This window comes from Streptomyces sp. NPDC046915 (assembly GCF_040644935.1).
Lineage (GTDB): Bacteria > Actinomycetota > Actinomycetes > Streptomycetales > Streptomycetaceae > Streptomyces.
In genome coordinates this window covers 192,949-210,385 of sequence record NZ_JBEYXB010000013.1, presented here as the reverse complement: position 1 = coordinate 210,385, position 17,437 = coordinate 192,949, and the positions used below count along the sequence as shown (strand labels likewise).

The window sequence follows — 17,437 nt, the reverse complement described above, 5'->3', positions numbered from 1 at the left end:
GATGCTTCTCCACGACACCGCGCTGATCTACGGCCGCTACCTCCGCCAGTCCCTGCGTTCCCGCTTCGCGCTGCTCTTCGGCGTCCTGATGCCGCTCCTCTATCTGCTCTTCTTCGGGCCGCTCCTCACGGACCTGCCGCTCGGTGCGCGGGGCACCTCCTGGCAGGTGCTGGTGCCCGGACTGCTGCTCCAACTCGGCCTGTTCGGCGCGGCCTTCGCGGGCTTCACGATCATCATGGAGAACGCGCAGGGGGTGGTGGAGCGGATGCAGGTGACGCCGGTCAGCCGGCTCGCGCTGCTCCTGGGGCGCGTGCTGCGCGACGCCACGGTCTTCGTGTTCCAGGCCGTACTGCTCGTGCTCGCCGCGGTGGTCATGGGCCTGCACGCGCCGCTGCCCGGCGTCCTCATCGGCTTCGCGTTCGTCGCGCTGCTGACGGTCTCGCTCGGGTCGCTGTCGTACGCGCTGGCGATGAAGGTGCGCACCCCGCAGGAGTTCGGGCCCGTGATCAACGCCCTGACCATGCCGTCCATGCTGCTGTCCGGCCTGATGCTGCCCATGACCCTGGCACCGGCGTGGCTGGACGTGCTCTCCCACTTCGTCCCGTTCCGCTATCTGGTGGACGCGGTGCGGGACGCGTACGTGGGCTCGTACACGTCCGCCCACATGCTGTACGGCGCCGCGGTGGCCGTCGGCTTCGCCGCGCTGGCCGTGACAGTGGGCACACGGGTCTTCCGGACCACCGGGGCGTAATTACGCTGGTGGCATGGTCAATCTGACGCGCATCTACACCAGGACCGGCGACCGGGGCACCACCGCCCTCGGTGACATGAGCCGGGTCGCCAAGACCGATCTCAGGATCTCGGCGTACGCGGACGCCAACGAGGCGAACGCGGTGATCGGCACGGCGATCGCGCTGGGCGGACTCGACGAGGAGATCGCCAAGGTCCTCACCCGCGTCCAGAACGATCTGTTCGACGTGGGTGCGGACCTGTCGACGCCGGTGGTGGAGGATCCCGAGTTCCCGCCGCTGCGGGTCGAGCAGTTCTACATCGACCGGCTGGAGGCGGACTGCGACCACTTCAACGAGCAGCTGGAGAAGCTCCGCTCCTTCATCCTGCCCGGAGGCACGCCCGGCGCGGCCCTGCTGCACCAGGCGTGCACGGTCGTGCGGAGGGCCGAGCGCTCGACCTGGGCCGCCCTGGAGGTGCACGGCGAGGTGATGAACCCGCTCACGGCCACCTACCTCAACCGCCTCTCCGACCTCCTCTTCATCCTGGCCCGCACGGCGAACAAGGAGACCGGCGACGTGCTGTGGGTACCGGGCGGTGAGCGTTAGCGGTCGCGCTTGGGGAACAGCGTGTAGCTGCCGGCGATGACCACGTTGATGCCGATCAGCCACAGCATGCGCTGCTGCCACTCCCGTAGGGAGCCGGTCTCGCCGGCGCCGCCGACGTACCAGACCGCGGCCTGTAGCAGGGCCATGGCGACCAGCGCCGCGAGGATCCAGCGGCCCGCGACCCTCCATTCGTGGACGGCGCGGGCCGCGCCGTACTTCGGGGGCCGGACGGGAGGCGGACCGCCCGCGAAGCGGTGGGCGGCCCGGGCGTCCGCCCACTTGATCGTGGAGTGACCGAGGCCGACGGTGAAGCCGATGTACACGGCGGCGAGGCCGTGCCGCCAGTCGGGCTCGGCGCCGTTCCTCAGGTCGATCGCCGTGACGACGAACAGCACGACCTCCAGGAGCGGCTCGCACAGCAGCAGCGCGAGGCCCACGCGGGGCATCCGGAAGACGTACCGGAACACCAGCCCCGCGGCCAGCAGTACCCAGAAGGCCACCTCGCAGGCGACGACCAGTCCGACGATCACGGCTCGCTCCCTTCGCTCACCCCACCAGGCTCGCCCCGACGGCCGCGCGGATCGTCGTCACCGGTGACGAATCCGCGGTAATCGAAAGATGCAGCCCGAGACCCTTCCGGAGGAGCACGCGGGCGGCACCGGCCCCGTGTTGGATGGGGCCATGCCCGTACCGCTCCCCCGTCCGCACCGCGACGACGTGCTCATCGCCGTGGGCGGGCTGCTCGGGGGGCTGCTGCTGTGGACGCTGGGCATCTCTCCGCGCGTGCCCTCGGACGACCTGGTGCTGTGGCCGCAGCGCTGGGCGGCCCTGGTGCCGCTGGTCGTGACCGCCGCGTGCGAGCCCCTGCGCCGCACCCGGCCCCGGGCCGGTCTGCTGGTCGGCACGGCGGCGCTGGTCGTGGACACGCTCACCCTGGGCAGCATCGTCACCATCGTGCTGTACACGGACCTGATGTACGCGGCCGTCCTGTACGGCAGCCCCGCCGCCGCCCGCCGCATCCCATGGATCACCGGTCTGCTCACGGTGATCGGCGGGGTGGTGCCGGCCGCGCTGTGGCGCGATCCGCAAGGCCTGCTGATCGGCGTGGGCGTCGGAGTCGTGGCGCTCGCCCCCGCCGCGACCGGCTGGGTCGTGCGCAACCATCGCGACGCCGCCGAGGCCGCCCGGCTGCGTGCCGAGCAGACCGCGCTGCTCGCCGAGATGGACCGGGTCCAGGCGGTCACCGCCGAGCGGGCGCGGATGGCGCGGGAGCTGCACGACCTGGTCGCGGGCCATCTGTCGGCGATCGCCATCCACTCCACGGCCGCGCTGTCCATCGACGAACCCGGCACCTCGAAGCGGGCCCTGTCCGTCATCCGTGAGAACAGCGTGGACGGGCTCGCCGAGATGCGGCGGCTGATCGGCATCCTCCGCGAGCCGGACGACGCGCCGGCCGCGACCCCGACCCTCGACGGTCTCGCCGCCCTGGTGGACGGCGCCCGCGCGAACGGCCTCGACGTCCGGCTCGACGCCGACCCCGGCCGGGTGCCCGTCCCGGTCGGTCTCGCCGCCTACCGGATCGTGCAGGAGTCGCTGACCAACGCCCTGAAGCATGCCGCGCGCGGTCGCGTCCACGTGGTGCTGAAGCAGGCCGACGGCGCCCTGCGGGTCCGGGTGAGCAGCCCGTACGCCGACGCCGACGAACCCCGTGCCCCCGGCTCCGGCGCCGGTCTCACCGGTATGCGGGAGCGTGCCGCGCTGCTGGGCGGCAGCTTCGACGCCGGGCCCGACGGCGCGCTGTGGACCGTACGGGCCGCCCTCCCCGTGACCGAAGGAGACCCCGAGTGATCCGTGTCCTGGTCGCCGAGGACCAGTCGGCCGTCCGGTCCGGGCTGGTGCTCATCCTGGGCAGCGCGCCCGACATCGAGGTGGTCGGGGAGGCGGCGGACGGCCTGCGGGCGGTGGCGCTGGCCCGGGAGCTCAGGCCGGACCTGGTGCTGATGGACGTGCAGATGCCCCGGCTGGACGGGGTGTCGGCGACCCGGGAGGTGGTCGCGGAGCGGCTCGCGGACGTGCTCGTGCTGACCACCTTCGACCTCGACGAGTACGTCTTCGGGGCGCTGCGGGCCGGTGCGGCCGGCTTCCTGCTGAAGAACGCGGAGGCGAGGGATCTGCTGGAGGCCGTGCGGACCGTGGCGCGCGGCGAGGGGATCGTGGCCCCGGCGGTCACCCGGCGGCTGATCGCCGAGTTCGCCGCCCGGCCGGTGCGGGCGCCGTCCGTCGACCCGGCGGTCCTCCAGGCGTTGACGCGCCGTGAGCGCGAGGTGCTGGCGTGCGTCGGCGAGGGATTGTCGAACGCCCAGATCGCGGAGCGGCTGGAGCTGGCCGAGGGGACGGTGAAGACCCACGTCAGCCGTCTGCTGGGCAAGCTGGAGCTGCGCAGCCGGGTGCAAGCAGCCGTGCTGGCTCAGGAGTTGGGGATCTAGCGCAACCCGAGGCCAAGTGGTCCAGACCTATTGACCGGTGGTCCAGACCTTTCTATTCTCGCGGCACCGTGGGCATGAAGGCTCAGTCATGCCCCTGACATCCCCACAGAGGAGGCGCAGCATGCGCTTCGTACACAGAGCCGCGGCAGGGTTCGCGACCCTGTTGCTCCCCGTGGCCGGGCTGGTCGGCCTGGCGGGTCCCGCCCAGGCCGCCACGACCGCGACCGCCACCTACGCCAAGGCGTCGGACTGGGGCACGGGCTTCGAGGGCAAGTGGACGGTGAAGAACACCGGCACCGCGGCCATCAGCTCCTGGACCGTCGAGTGGGACTTCCCCTCCGGCACGTCGGTCACCTCGGCCTGGGACGCGGACGTCACGTCCTTGGGCACCCACTGGACCGCCAAGAACAAGTCCTACAACGGCAGCCTCGCCCCCGGCGCCTCCGTCTCCTTCGGCTTCAACGGCGCGGGCTCCGGCTCGCCGTCCAACTGCAAGCTGAACGGCGACAGCTGCGACGGCACGACGGTCCCCGGCGACGCGGCACCCTCCGCGCCCGGCACGCCGACCGCCTCGGGCATCACCGACACCTCGGTGAAGCTCAGCTGGAGCGCGGCCACCGACGACAAGGGCGTCAAGAACTACGACGTCCTGCGGGACGGGGCGAAGGTCGCCACCGTGACCACCACCTCGTACACCGACACCGGCCTGAGCGCCGGCACCGACTACTCCTACACCGTCCAGGCCCGCGACACCGCCGACCAGACCGGCCCGGTCAGCGGCGCGGCCGCCGTGCACACCACCGGGGGCACCACCACTCCCCCGACCACCGGCTCCAAGGTCAGGCTCGGGTACTTCACCGAGTGGGGCATCTACGGGCGCAACTACAACGTCAAGAATCTGGTGACCTCCGGATCGGCGTCCAAGATCACGCACATCAACTACGCCTTCGGCAACGTCACCGGCGGCAAGTGCGCGATCGGCGACTCCTACGCCGACTACGACAAGGCCTTCACCGCCGACCAGTCCGTCAGTGGCGTCGCCGACACCTGGGACCAGCCGCTGCGCGGCAACTTCAACCAGCTGCGTGAGCTGAAGGCCAAGTACCCGAACATCAAGGTGCTGTGGTCCTTCGGCGGCTGGACCTGGTCCGGCGGCTTCGGCGAGGCGGCCAAGGACCCGGCGGCCTTCGCGCAGTCCTGTTACGACCTGGTCGAGGACCCGCGCTGGGCCGACGTGTTCGACGGCATCGACATCGACTGGGAGTACCCGAACGCCTGCGGGCTGAGCTGCGACACCAGCGGTGCCGCCGCCTACAAGAACGTGATGGCCGCGCTGCGCGCCAAGTTCGGCTCGAAGAACCTGGTCACCGCGGCGGTCACGGCCGACGGCTCCTCCGGCGGCAAGATCGACGCGGCCGACTACGCCGGCGCCGCGAGCTCCGTCGACTGGTACAACGTGATGACGTACGACTTCTTCGGCGCCTGGGACGCGCAGGGCCCCACCGCCCCGCACTCCCCGCTCACCTCGTACAGCGGCATCCCGAAGGCCGGCTTCACCACGGCCGACGCGATCGCCAAGTACAAGGCCAAGGGCGTGCCCGCGAGCAAGCTGCTGATCGGCATCGGCTTCTACGGCCGCGGCTGGACCGGCGTCACCCAGGACGCCCCGGGCGGCACGGCCACGGGCCCGGCGGCGGGCACGTACGAACAGGGCATCGAGGACTACAAGGTGCTCAAGACGTCCTGCCCGGCCACCGGCACCGTCGCGGGCACGGCCTACGCCCACTGCGGCAGCAACTGGTGGTCCTACGACACCCCCGCCACCATCGGCACCAAGATGTCGTGGGCCAAGAACCAGGGGCTGGGCGGTGCGTTCTTCTGGGAGTTCAGCGGTGACACCGCGAGCGGCGAGCTGGTGAGCGCCATCAACAGCGGACTGTCGTAAGCCGCAGCCCAAGCGACGTTCACTCTCCTCCGGACGTCACTTCGTCTGGGGGAGAGTGAACGTGGCTACGCCACATTCACTCGCTGTCCGGGCGGGGCTGCCTCCAGCCACGCGAGGAAACCGGTCAGCGCGTCCTCGCTCATGGCGAGTTCCAGGCGCGTGCCCCGGTGCGTACAGGCGAGGACGACGGCGTCGGAGAGCAGGGCCAGCTCCTCCTCGCCCTCGGGAAGGCGACGGCCGGCCACCTCGATCTGCGCCCGCTCCAGGATGCGGCGCGGGCGGAGGGCGTAGGAGAAGACGCGGTACCACTCGATGCGGTCGCCGTTGTAGCGGGCGACGCCGTAGCTCCAGCCCTTGCCGCCGGTGTCGGGTTTCTCCGGCACGTCCCAGCGCAGGGAGCAGTCGAAGGTGCCGCCGGAGCGCTGGATCAGCCTGCGGCGCAGGCCGAACAGGAACAGTCCCACCACCACGAGTACGACCACGATCCCGCACACAGTCAGAGCGAGGACCATCGGCACCGACCTCCTCGTCTCCTAGGTAACGGAACGGAAAAAAGACCCTGATTCACCTCAGCCGCGGCCGGCACCGGATCGCTCCGGTCCCAGCCGCGGCTGAGGTGCGTCATCGCGCGCTCTCCCAGAGCCTAAAGGGCCTGGGAGGGGCCTCCAGTTCAGCGCGCCGTCGCGGCGCGCAGGCGGACGTCCGCCCGACGCTCGGCGGTGGCGTCGCCTTCGGCCTTCGCCCGCTCGAGCTCGCGCTCCACGCGCTGGACATCGATCTCGTCCGAAAGCTCGGCGATCTCGGCCAGCAGCGACAGCTTGTTGTCCGCGAACGAGATGAAACCGCCGTGCACCGCGGCGACGACCGTTCCACCATCACTCGTACGGATGGTCACCGGGCCCGACTCCAGCACACCGAGCAGCGGCTGGTGACCGGGCATGACGCCGATGTCGCCGGAGGTGGTGCGCGCGACGACCAGGGTGGCCTCGCCGGACCAGACCTCTCGGTCGGCCGCGACCAGCGCGACGTGCAGCTCAGCAGCCAATGTGGCTCCTCGGGTCACCACCCGGCAGAGGTGCCGGGTGTTGGGGTCAATTCTAGTAGGCGTGGGTGAGGGGGCGGGACGCGCCCGCCCCCTCAGCCGAACTCATGCCGAGTTCAGGAGACGCCCAGCTCCTTGGCGTTGGCCTTGAGGTCCTCGATGCCACCGCACAGGAAGAACGCCTGCTCCGGGAAGTGGTCGTACTCACCGTCGATGATCGCGTTGAACGCGGCGATCGACTCCTCCAGCGGCACGTCCGAACCGTCGACGCCGGTGAACTGCTTGGCGACGTGGGTGTTCTGGGACAGGAAGCGCTCCACACGACGGGCACGGTGGACGACGAGCTTGTCCTCCTCGCCCAGCTCGTCGATACCGAGGATCGCGATGATGTCCTGGAGGTCCTTGTACTTCTGGAGGACCGTCTTGACGCGCATGGCGGTGTTGTAGTGGTCCGCCGCGATGTAGCGCGGGTCCAGGATCCGGGACGTGGAGTCCAGCGGGTCCACGGCCGGGTAGATGCCCTTCTCCGAGATCGGACGGGAGAGAACCGTCGTCGCGTCGAGGTGGGCGAAGGTGGTGGCCGGGGCCGGGTCGGTCAGGTCGTCCGCGGGGACGTAGATCGCCTGCATCGAGGTGATCGAGTGACCACGGGTCGAGGTGATGCGCTCCTGGAGGAGACCCATCTCGTCGGCCAGGTTCGGCTGGTAACCCACCGCGGACGGCATACGGCCGAGCAGCGTGGAGACCTCGGAGCCGGCCTGCGTGAAGCGGAAGATGTTGTCGATGAAGAACAGCACGTCCTGCTTCTGGACGTCACGGAAGTACTCGGCCATGGTGAGGCCGGCCAGCGCGACGCGCAGACGGGTGCCCGGGGGCTCGTCCATCTGGCCGAAGACCAGGGCGGTCTTGTCGATGACGCCCGAGTCCGCCATCTCCTCGATGAGGTCGTTGCCCTCACGCGTGCGCTCGCCGACACCGGCGAACACGGAGACACCGTCGTGGTTGTTGGCGACGCGGTAGATCATCTCCTGGATGAGCACCGTCTTGCCGACACCGGCACCACCGAACAGACCGATCTTTCCACCCTTGACGTACGGGGTGAGAAGGTCGATGACCTTGACGCCGGTCTCGAACATCTCGGTCTTCGACTCGAGCTCGTCGAAGTTGGGGGCCTTGCGGTGGATGGACCAGCGCTCGCCCTCGTACTGCTCGTCGACGTTCAGCACCTCACCGAGGGTGTTGAACACCTTGCCCTTGGTGAAGTCGCCGACCGGGACGGTGATGCCGTCGCCGGTGTCGACGACCGGGGCCTGGCGGACCAGACCGTCGGTGGGCTGCATGGAGATCGTGCGGACCAGGCCGTCACCCAGGTGCTGGGCGACCTCCAGGGTCAGCGTCTTCTTCTCGCCGGCGTTGGCCGGGTCGGCCACCTCGACGTGAAGGGCGTTGTAGATGTCCGGCATCGCGTCGACGGGGAACTCCACGTCGACGACCGGGCCGATGACCCGGGCGACGCGGCCCGTGGCCGTCGCGGTCTCAACAGTGGTGGTCATTAGCGGTCACTCCCCGCGGTCGCGTCGGCCAGGGCGCTGGCGCCACCGACGATCTCGCTGATTTCCTGGGTGATTTCGGCCTGGCGGGCCGCATTGGCAAGACGGGAGAGCGTGTTGATCAGCTCGCCCGCGTTGTCGGTGGCCGACTTCATCGCGCGCCGTGTGGCGGCGTGCTTGGAAGCCGCCGACTGCAGGAGCGCGTTGTAGATCCGGCTCTCGACGTAGCGCGGCAGCAGGGCGTCGAGGACGTCCTCCGCCGAGGGCTCGAAGTCGTACAGCGGAAGGATCTCGCCCTGGGGCTTCTCCGCGGCCACCTCTTCGAGGCGCAGCGGAAGCAGCCGGGCGTCGAGCGCAGTCTGCGTCATCATCGACACGAACTCGGTGTAGACGATGTGGAGTTCATCCACCCCGCCGTCCGCCGTCTCCGTCTCGATGGCCTCGATCAGCGGCGCCGCGACCTTCTTGGCGTCCGCGTACGAGGGCTCGTCGGTGAAGCCCGACCACGACTCCACGACCTTGCGCTCGCGGAAGTTGTAGTGGGACAGACCGCGGCGGCCGACGATGTAGGTGTCGACCTCCTTGCCCTCCGCCTCGAGGCGCGCCGTCAGCTGCTCGGCGGCCTTGATGGCGTTGGAGTTGAAGGCACCGGCCAGACCGCGGTCGCTCGTCAGGAGCAGCACCGCGGCACGCGTCGGCGTCTCCGCCTCGGTGGTCAGCGGGTGCTTGGTGTTCGACCCGGTACCGACCGCCGTGACCGCGCGGGTGAGCTCGGTCGCGTACGGCGCGGAGGCCCGCACCTTGCGCTGCGCCTTGACGACACGCGAGGCGGCGATCATCTCCATCGCCTTGGTGATCTTCTTGGTCGCGGTGACGGATCGGATGCGACGCTTGTAGACCCGGAGCTGGGCTCCCATGAGTCAGGTCCCTTCCTTACGTCACTTGGCCGCGGCGGCCGGGGTGTCCTCGCCGAGAAGCTTGCCGTCCGAGGTCTCGAACTGCTTCTTGAACTCGGCCACGGCGTCGTCGATCGCCTGGATGGTGTCGTTCGACATCTTGGCGCCCTCCTTGATGGAGGTCATGAGGCCCTGCTCCTTGCGGTGCAGGTACTCCAGCAGCTCCTTCTCGAAGCGGCGGATGTCGCCGACCGGTACCTCGTCCATCTTGCCGTTGGTGCCGGCCCAGATGGAGACGACCTGGTCCTCGGTGGCCATCGGCTGGTACTGAGCCTGCTTGAGCAGCTCGACCAGACGCGAACCGCGCTCCAGCTGCGACTTCGACGCGGCGTCCAGGTCGGAACCGAAGGCGGCGAACGCCTCCAGCTCACGGTACTGGGCGAGGTCCAGACGGAGACGCCCGGAGACCTGCCGCATCGCCTTGTGCTGCGCGGAACCGCCGACTCGGGAGACGGAGATACCGACGTTCAGCGCGGGACGCTGACCGGCGTTGAACAGGTCCGACTCCAGGAAGCACTGGCCGTCGGTGATGGAGATGACGTTGGTCGGGATGAACGCCGAGACGTCGTTGGCCTTGGTCTCGACGATCGGCAGACCGGTCATCGAGCCGGCACCCATGTCGTCGGAGAGCTTGGCGCAGCGCTCCAGCAGACGGGAGTGCAGGTAGAAGACGTCACCCGGGTAGGCCTCACGGCCCGGCGGGCGGCGCAGCAGCAGGGAGACGGCGCGGTAGGCGTCGGCCTGCTTCGAGAGGTCGTCGAAGATGATGAGGACGTGCTTGCCGTCGTACATCCACTGCTGGCCGATGGCCGAACCGGTGTACGGCGCCAGGTACTTGAAGCCGGCCGGGTCGGACGCCGGGGCGGCGACGATGGTCGTGTACTCCAGCGCGCCGGCCTCTTCGAGGGCGCCACGCACGGAGGCGATGGTCGAGCCCTTCTGGCCGATGGCGACGTAGACGCAGCGGACCTGCTTCTTCGGGTCGCCCGAGCGCCAGTTGTCGCGCTGGTTGATGATCGTGTCGACGGCCAGGGCGGTCTTGCCGGTCTGGCGGTCACCGATGATCAGCTGACGCTGGCCACGGCCGATCGGGGTCATCGCGTCGACGGCCTTGTAGCCGGTCTCCATCGGCTCGTGCACCGACTTACGGGCCATGACGCCCGGAGCCTGAAGCTCCAGGGCGCGGCGGCCGGACGTCTCGATCTCGCCGAGACCGTCGATCGGGTTGCCGAGCGGGTCGACGACGCGGCCGAGGTAGCCCTCGCCGACCGCGACGGAGAGGACCTCACCGGTGCGGTGCACCGGCTGACCCTCCTCGATGCCGCTGAACTCACCGAGGACGATGGCGCCGATCTCGCGCTCTTCCAGGTTCAGCGCGAGGCCGAGGGTGCCGTCCTCGAACTTCAGCAGTTCGTTGGCCATGGCCGAGGGGAGACCCTCGACCTTCGCGATGCCGTCGCCGGCAAGGGTGACCGTACCGACCTCCTCGCGCGAGGCCGCGTCCGGCTTGTACGACTGGACGAAGTTCTCCAGCGCGTCCCGGATCTCCTCCGGCCGGATCGTGAGCTCCGCCATCTGGGTTCCCTGCTCTCCTTGTTGGGCCCGAAGTTTCACTTGGGGGTTGGGGGACTCCCCCCAATAAGAGGTGAATCCTCTGCACGGCCCAACCAGGGCCGTCGTGTACGTCTTGCGTGTTGAGTTGCGGCTAGCTCGCCATGCGGCGGGCGGCGTCTTCCAGCCGGTCCGCGAGGGAGCCGTTGATGACCTCGTCACCGACCTGCACCCGGATCCCGCCGACGACCTCGGGGTCGACGTCCAGGTTGAGGTGCATCCGGCGGCCGTAGAGCTTCGCGAGAGCGGCGCCGAGGCGCTGCTTCTGCGTGTCGCTCAGCGGCACCGCCGAGGTGACGACGGCGACCGCCCGGTCCCGCCGCTCGGCGGCGAGCCTGGACAGGGACTCGAGTCCCGCCTCCAGGCTACGTCCCCGCGGCGCGGTCACAAGGCGCGTCACCAGACGCTCGGTGGTCACCTTGGCCCGGCCGCCGAGCAGCCGGTGCAGCAGCTCGACCTTGGCGGAGGCGGTGGCCTTGCGGTCGGTCAGCGCGGCGCGCAGCTCGTTGTTCGAGGAGACGATCCGGCCGAACCGGAACAGCTCGTCCTCGACGTCGTCGAGCGTGCCCGCCTGCTGCGCGGCGGTGAGGTCGGCGACGTTCGCCAGCTCCTCCAGCGCGTCCACCAGGTCGCGGGGCTGCGACCAGCGGGAGCGCGTCAGGCCGGACACCAGGTCGGCGGTGTCACCGCTGACCTGGCCGCCGATCAGGCGCTGGACGAGCGTGGCCTTGGCCTCGCCGGGCTGCGCCGGATCGGTGAGGACCCGACGCAGCGACACCTCGCGGTCGAGCAGCGCGGTGACGGCCGCCAGCTCGTCGGCGAGCTGCGTCGCGTCCACGGACGTGGCGTCCGTCAGCGCGTCGAGCCGCTCACGTGCGGCTGCCAGTGCCTCGCGGCTCGCTCCGTTCATCGCGTGGCCTCGGCCTTCTCCTCGAGCTCGTCGAGGAAGCGGTCGATCACACGGCTCTGGCGGGCGTGGTCCTCGAGGGACTCGCCGACGAGCTTGCCGGCCAGTTCGGTGGCGAGCTTGCCGACGTCCTGGCGGAGCGCGGACGCGGCGGCCTTGCGGTCGGCCTCGATCTGCGCGTGACCGGCGGTGATGATTTCCTCACGCTGCCGCTGGCCTTCCGCGCGCATCTCGGCGATGAGCGTGGCGCCCTGCTCCTGAGCCTCCTGGCGCAGGCGCGCGGCCTCGTGCCGGGCCTCGGCGAGCTGGGCCTTGTACTGCTCGAGGACGCTGTGGGCCTCGGTCTGCGCGGCCTCGGCCTTCTCGATACCGCCCTCGATCGCCTCGCGGCGCTGCTCCAGAACCTTGTTGATGTTCGGAAGGAGCTTCTTGGCGAGGAAGCCGAAGACGATGACGAAGGCGATCAGGCCGATGACGAGCTCTGGGATCGGCGGGATGAGGGGGTTTTCGGCCTCCTCCGCCGCCAGCAGAACCAGGGGGCTCATATCAGTGCCTTTCGTCTATGGGTGCGCGACGGTCGGGTCAGGAGGTCGGGTAGACGAACGGCATGACCAGACCGATCAGGGCGAGCGCCTCACAGAAGGCGAAGCCGAGGATCTGGTTGGCACGGATGAGGCCGGCCGCCTCGGGCTGGCGGGCGAGAGCCTGCGTGCCGTTACCGAAGATGATGCCGACGCCGACGCCCGGGCCGATCGCGGCGAGGCCGTAACCGATCGAGCCGAGGTTGCCCTTGATCTGGGTGGCGGCGAGGGTGGCCTGCGCAAGAGCGGACATGCCGGTTCTTCCTTCTCTTTCAAGTACCGGTGGGGGTTGGCCACCGGATGTCTCTGGGTGGGAGGTCGGGGTGCTCAGTGGTGCTCGGCGAGCGCGCCCTGGATGTAGCTGCAGGTCAGCAGTACGAAGACGTACGCCTGGACAGCCTGGATGAAGAGTTCGAAGGCGGTCATCACGATGACCATCACGAACGAGACACCGGAGTAGGCGATGCCGATGCCGTTCAGCATGTACCAGCTGGCGATCGTGAAGAGCAGCAGCAGCGTGTGACCGGCGAACATGTTCGCGAAGAGTCGCACGGCGTGCGTGAAGGGCCGGACCAGCAGGTTCGAGAAGAACTCGATGGTCATCGACAGCGGGAGCACTCCGCCGAGCGTCTTGTCGTAGCCGGTGAAGTTCTTGAAGGCACCGACGAAACCCTGCCGCTTGAAGGTCAGCGAGACCCAGGTGATGTAGACGAGGCCGGCCAGGACGGCGGGGTACGAGATGATCGCCGTGACCGGGAAGGCCGCGATCGGGATGATCGACCAGAGGTTCATCATCCAGACGAAGAAGAACAGCGAGACGACGAACGGAACGTACTTCTCACCCTCCTTCTTGCCGATGGTCTCGTAGACGACACCGCGCCGCACGAAGTCGTAGCCGGCCTCGGCGACCAGCTGGAGCTTGCCCGGGACGATCTTCGGGCGAGCGAAGGCGGCCCAGAAGAAGCCGACGATGATGATCGACCCGAGCAGCGCCAGCAGCATCGTCTTGTTGAAGTACAAGTTGCTGTCCGCGTCGCCCCAGAGCGGCTTGAACAGGAACGAGTGCAGGCCCGGAGCCGGGAAGCCGCACCCGTCGAACAGGTGACAGCTCGTGTCGAAAGCGAGCGTCTGCGTCGGGTCAGCACTCACCGCGGGCTCCTTCATCGTGGCGCATAGGTACGGCAACCTCGTTGTGTCGGCGCGGCGCGGAGCCGCGGTTCGGCACGGGACTGGTGTTACGGATGTGGGGGCGGCTGGGGGGCATCTCGCCTCGCGATTGAGCAGGCGTCAGCTCGGATGCCCGCGCCCGCGATGCCGCAGTTGGCACCGGACGATAGCAGGATCTCTCGTGTGTCTTTATCCCGGGCCTACCTCTCACGACGAGTGCCCCGACTTCTCGGGCTTGTCACCCTTCGCGGAGGCATTCGAGTCGGGCTCGACATAGAGGATCTTGGCCTTCATGTGAGCCCGCGTCTGGGCGGCGATCCACGTGAGGGTGCCGGCCACCAGCACGATGGCGAAGGCCCGGGGGCTGAACAGCGTCGTGTTCTTGAAGATGGAGAGGAAGATGAAGAGCAGCAGCAACTGGGCCGCGTAGAGCATCAGGCCCATCATCTGGAACAGCTGCGGAAGCGCTTTGGCGGTGCGCTGGAGCACATAGAGCCCGATCCCCATGAAGAGGACCACGATCACCGTCGCGACGGCCGCTCCGATCGCACCCTTGCCGCCCGCGACCACGCCGCTCACGACGGCGGCGATCACGCCGACGGCAGCCGTGGGTACGGCGGCCTGGGCCAGCATCCGGGCGTCATTGGACGGCATGGCGGCAACTCCGCTTTCACAGGGGGCAGGGTGTCGTCATGGACGAGCGTAGTCCCGGACTGAGTGTTGGAGACCTCACGCCAAGGGACCGTCGCATCGCGGTCCTTCGGCTCTATCCGGGGTTCTCGTGAACCGTATCACAAACTATTTGATGAGGTCTTTACCTCTAGGGTGTGCTCGCTGTCACACATGAGAGTGACAGTGCGCGTCTGTGCAAAAACCAGGGTGTCTTGTCTGGTATTAGGGGGCTTTGCTCCCCCACGACTTGGCAATGCTCTCGTCAGATTCTTACCTTGAGCCGCCGCCGACGCGGGGCCGCGAGCGGGCGCCGAGGGCGGTCGATCCGTTGGCCCGGGACACCGCGGCGCCGACCGGAGCGGGGTGCGCCGCGGCCTCCTCCTCGCCGTGTTCGACGGCCTGCGCGTGCTCGTACGTCGTCTCCGCCGCCGCGCTGCGGCGCCGGTACCGCGGCGGCACGAAGTGCTCGGCCCAGCGCGGGGTGCGCGGGGTGAACCGCGGCAGCAGGAGCAGCACGAGGCCGATCGCGCTGAGGAACACCACACCGAGCACGATCCACATCGACGCGGAGTTCACCGAGTAGGCCAGCGCGCCGAAGCCGATCAGCGCCGACCAGAAGTACATGATCAGCACGGCCCTGCTGTGCGAGTGGCCGATCTCCAGCAGCCGGTGGTGCAGGTGCCCGCGGTCGGCGGCGAACGGCGACTGACCGCGCCAGGTGCGGCGCACGATGGCCAGGACCAGGTCGGCGGCCGGCACGGCGATGATCGTCAGCGGCAGCAGCAGCGGGATGTAGACCGGCACCGTCTGGTGCACGGCCGCCTTCTCGGATCCCGCGTACAGGTTCAGCGCGTCCGGGTCGACCTGCCCGGTGATGGAGATCGCGCCCGCCGCCAGCACCAGGCCGATCAGCATCGAGCCGGAGTCGCCCATGAAGATCCGCGCCGGGTGCATGTTGTGCGGCAGGAAGCCCAGGCACATGCCCATCAGGATCGCCGAGAACAGCGTGGCCGGGGCGGCGGCCTCGATGCCGTACGAGTACCAGATCCGGTAGGCGTACAGGAAGAACGCGGCGGCGGCGATGCACACCATGCCGGAGGCGAGGCCGTCGAGGCCGTCGACGAAGTTGACCGCGTTGATGGTGATGACGACCAGCGCCACCGTCAGCAGCGTGCCCTGCCACTGGGTGAGCGCCACGTTGCCGACGCTCGGGATGGGCAGCCACAGGATCGTCAGACCCTGCATGACCATCACACCGGCGGCGATCATCTGACCGCCCAGCTTGATCAGGGCGTCGATCTCGAACTTGTCGTCCAGGACACCGATCAGCCAGATCAGGGCCGCCCCGGAGAGCAGGGCGCGCGGCTCGTTGGACTTCGTGAACGCCTCACTGAGGTTCGTGAGGTGGTCCGCGACCAGCAGGCCCGCGCACAGGCCGAAGAACATGGCGATACCGCCGAGCCGCGGAGTGGGTTCCCGGTGCACGTCACGGGCCCTGATCTCCGGCATCGCCCCGGCCACGATCGCGAACTTCCGTACCGGCCCTGTCAGCAGATACGTCACCGCGGCCGTGATGCAGAGCGTCAGCAGGTATTCACGCACGGGCTTCCCCACAGGTCTCGCTGGCCATCTCAGCCCCACACCCTAGCGACGTACGCATATCTGTGGGGACTGCCGGGTAGCGACGATGGTTGCACGTAAGGCTGTGTGCTCGGGCGCACGTCGGCGTCCACGAGGGTGCGGCTACCCGCGCTCAGCCGGAATACGGCCCGGATACGGCGGGAATCCGCCGGTCAGTTCCCGCACCTCGTCCCGCGCCGCCGTGAGCTGTGTCGCACCGCGCAGCACGCCGGCGAGCAGCGCCGAGATCCGCGCCATCTCCCGCTCCCCCATGCCCTGCGTGGTCACGGCGGCCGTGCCCAGGCGCAGGCCGCGGGCGTCGCCGTGCGGCAGCGCGCAGCAGTCCAGGACGATCCCGGCGGCGGCGAGCCGGCCGCGGGCGGTGCGTCCGTCGACGCCCAGCGGGGCCGGGTCGGCGGTGATCAGGTGGGTGTCGGTGCCGCCGGTGGTGACGGCCAGCCCCTCGGCGGCCAGCCCGGCGGCGAGGCTGCGCGCGTTGGCGACCACCTGGTGGGCGTACGCGGTGAACGCCGGTGTCGAGGCCTCGCCGAACGCCACGGCCTTCGCGGCGATGGTGTGCATCTGCGCGCCGCCCTGGGTGAAAGGAAACACAGCACGGTCGACGCGCTCGGCCAGCTCGCTGCCGCAAAGAATCATCCCGCCGCGGGGACCGCGCAGCACCTTGTGGGTGGTGGCGCACACGATGTCCGCGTACGGCACCGGGCTGGGCGCCGCCCGGCCCGCGACCAGCCCTATCGGATGCGCGGCATCGGCGATCAGATAGGCGCCGGCCTCGTCGGCGACCTCGCGGAAGAAGGCGTAGTCGATGTGGCGCGGGTAGGCGATCGACCCGCACACGATCGCCTTGGGCCGGTGCGCGCGGGCCAGGGCCCGCACCTGGTCGTGGTCGATGAGCCCGGTCTCCGCGTCCACCCCGTATCCGACGAAGTCGAACCAGCGGCCGGAGAAGTTGTGGGGCGAGCCATGGGTGAGATGCCCGCCGTGGGTCAGCCCCAGGGCGAGGACGGTGTCGCCGGGCCGCAGCAGGGCGGCGTAGGCGGCCAGCACGGCGGACGACCCCGAGTGGGCCTGTACGTTCGCGTGCTCGGCCCCGAACAGCCGCTTGGCCCGGTCGACCGCGAGGCGCTCCGCGACGTCGACGATCTCGCAGCCGCCGTGGTGCCGGGCGCCCGGATACCCCTCCGCGTACTTGTTCGCCAACGGCGAGCCCAGCGCGGCCAGCACCGCCGGTGACGTGAAGTTCTCCGCCGCGATCAACTGCAACGACGTCGCCTGCCGCTCCACCTCACCCAGCAGTATCCCGGCCAGCTCCGGATCCTGCCGCCGCAGGACATCGGCCTCGATGGTATGGGTGACCGACATGACACACTCCGGACGGTCGACGGTGACGTCACTCCAATGTAGGCCCGGCACGAACACCCTGCGCAGCGTGGCCCCTGGCCGGGGGAGCCTCGGGGGGTGGGGCTGACCCGCCGGCGTTCAGGGGCGCAGCCCCCTGGCGAGGTCGAAAGGGCGGAGCCCGGCACGGAGCGCAGGAGCGGA

At 69.4% G+C, this 17,437-nt stretch carries 18 protein-coding genes; 5 read left to right on the top strand and 13 right to left on the bottom strand.

Annotated features, from left to right (window positions below; all coding sequences use genetic code 11):
• Window position 1 precedes the first annotated feature (1 nt).
• On the top strand, window positions 2-751 hold the full coding sequence (locus ABZ915_RS30995; protein ID WP_361810064.1) for an ABC transporter permease: 750 nt from the start codon (window positions 2-4) through the stop codon (window positions 749-751).
• 13 nt (window positions 752-764) lie between these two features.
• Window positions 765-1,337 (top strand): cob(I)yrinic acid a,c-diamide adenosyltransferase, encoded by a 573-nt coding sequence (locus ABZ915_RS30990; protein WP_361810062.1) that lies wholly within the window; start codon window positions 765-767, stop codon window positions 1,335-1,337.
• On the opposite strand, the gene ABZ915_RS30985 is transcribed toward ABZ915_RS30990, so the two are convergent.
• Window positions 1,334-1,867: a hypothetical protein gene (locus ABZ915_RS30985; protein WP_361810060.1), complete on the bottom strand. Its 534-nt coding sequence runs from the start codon at window positions 1,865-1,867 to the stop codon at window positions 1,334-1,336. The genes ABZ915_RS30990 and ABZ915_RS30985 overlap by 4 nt on opposite strands.
• Window positions 1,868-2,018: 151 nt before the next feature.
• Here ABZ915_RS30985 and ABZ915_RS30980 point away from each other — a divergent pair, with 151 nt between their 5' ends.
• The 3 genes from ABZ915_RS30980 to ABZ915_RS30970 all read left to right on the top strand — a co-directional run bounded on the left by ABZ915_RS30980 (window position 2,019) and on the right by ABZ915_RS30970 (window position 5,768).
• Window positions 2,019-3,185, top strand: a complete 1,167-nt coding sequence (locus ABZ915_RS30980; RefSeq protein WP_361810058.1) for a histidine kinase — start codon at window positions 2,019-2,021, stop codon at window positions 3,183-3,185.
• A complete protein-coding gene (locus ABZ915_RS30975) occupies window positions 3,182-3,823 on the top strand; it encodes a response regulator transcription factor (protein ID WP_361810056.1) in 642 nt (213 codons plus the stop codon). The genes ABZ915_RS30980 and ABZ915_RS30975 overlap by 4 nt, the downstream gene beginning before the upstream one ends.
• Window positions 3,824-3,944: 121 nt before the next feature.
• A complete protein-coding gene (locus ABZ915_RS30970) occupies window positions 3,945-5,768 on the top strand; it encodes a glycoside hydrolase family 18 chitinase (RefSeq protein ID WP_361810054.1) in 1,824 nt (607 codons plus the stop codon).
• Window positions 5,769-5,833: 65 nt separating this feature from the next.
• Here ABZ915_RS30970 and ABZ915_RS30965 read toward each other — a convergent pair whose 3' ends face one another.
• The 12 genes from ABZ915_RS30965 to glyA form a co-directional block, all read right to left on the bottom strand.
• Window positions 5,834-6,280 carry a DUF2550 domain-containing protein gene (locus ABZ915_RS30965; protein WP_361810052.1) on the bottom strand — a complete coding sequence of 149 codons (447 nt, stop codon included), beginning with the start codon at window positions 6,278-6,280 and terminating at the stop codon, window positions 5,834-5,836.
• A 158-nt stretch (window positions 6,281-6,438) separates the two neighbouring features.
• Window positions 6,439-6,813, bottom strand: a complete 375-nt coding sequence (locus ABZ915_RS30960; RefSeq protein ID WP_361810050.1) for a F0F1 ATP synthase subunit epsilon — start codon at window positions 6,811-6,813, stop codon at window positions 6,439-6,441.
• Between the two features lie 113 nt (window positions 6,814-6,926).
• Complete coding sequence (gene atpD, locus ABZ915_RS30955) at window positions 6,927-8,363, bottom strand: F0F1 ATP synthase subunit beta (protein WP_361810048.1); 1,437 nt, start codon at window positions 8,361-8,363, stop codon at window positions 6,927-6,929.
• The gene (locus tag ABZ915_RS30950) at window positions 8,363-9,277 is read right to left on the bottom strand and encodes a F0F1 ATP synthase subunit gamma (protein WP_361810046.1); all 915 of its coding nucleotides are present in this window, start codon (window positions 9,275-9,277) and stop codon (window positions 8,363-8,365) included. The genes atpD and ABZ915_RS30950 overlap by 1 nt, the downstream gene beginning before the upstream one ends.
• Window positions 9,278-9,298: 21 nt before the next feature.
• A complete protein-coding gene (gene atpA / locus ABZ915_RS30945; protein WP_361810044.1) occupies window positions 9,299-10,891 on the bottom strand; it encodes a F0F1 ATP synthase subunit alpha in 1,593 nt (530 codons plus the stop codon).
• Window positions 10,892-11,021: 130 nt separating this feature from the next.
• Complete coding sequence (locus tag ABZ915_RS30940; RefSeq protein WP_361810042.1) at window positions 11,022-11,837, bottom strand: F0F1 ATP synthase subunit delta; 816 nt, start codon at window positions 11,835-11,837, stop codon at window positions 11,022-11,024.
• Window positions 11,834-12,379: a F0F1 ATP synthase subunit B gene (locus ABZ915_RS30935; protein ID WP_361810040.1), complete on the bottom strand. Its 546-nt coding sequence runs from the start codon at window positions 12,377-12,379 to the stop codon at window positions 11,834-11,836. Before ABZ915_RS30935 ends, ABZ915_RS30940 begins: the two co-directional genes overlap by 4 nt.
• A 37-nt stretch (window positions 12,380-12,416) precedes the next feature.
• Complete coding sequence (locus tag ABZ915_RS30930; protein WP_361454547.1) at window positions 12,417-12,668, bottom strand: F0F1 ATP synthase subunit C; 252 nt, start codon at window positions 12,666-12,668, stop codon at window positions 12,417-12,419.
• A gap of 74 nt (window positions 12,669-12,742) precedes the next feature.
• Window positions 12,743-13,579: a F0F1 ATP synthase subunit A gene (atpB, locus tag ABZ915_RS30925; RefSeq protein ID WP_361810038.1), complete on the bottom strand. Its 837-nt coding sequence runs from the start codon at window positions 13,577-13,579 to the stop codon at window positions 12,743-12,745.
• 210 nt (window positions 13,580-13,789) lie between these two features.
• Window positions 13,790-14,236, bottom strand: coding sequence for a hypothetical protein (locus ABZ915_RS30920; protein ID WP_361454553.1), 447 nt, complete (start codon window positions 14,234-14,236; stop codon window positions 13,790-13,792).
• Window positions 14,237-14,524: 288 nt separating this feature from the next.
• Window positions 14,525-15,856, bottom strand: coding sequence for an MraY family glycosyltransferase (locus ABZ915_RS30915; RefSeq protein ID WP_361810036.1), 1,332 nt, complete (start codon window positions 15,854-15,856; stop codon window positions 14,525-14,527).
• A 141-nt stretch (window positions 15,857-15,997) separates the two neighbouring features.
• Complete coding sequence (gene glyA, locus ABZ915_RS30910; RefSeq protein ID WP_361810034.1) at window positions 15,998-17,257, bottom strand: serine hydroxymethyltransferase; 1,260 nt, start codon at window positions 17,255-17,257, stop codon at window positions 15,998-16,000.
• Window positions 17,258-17,437 lie beyond the last annotated feature (180 nt).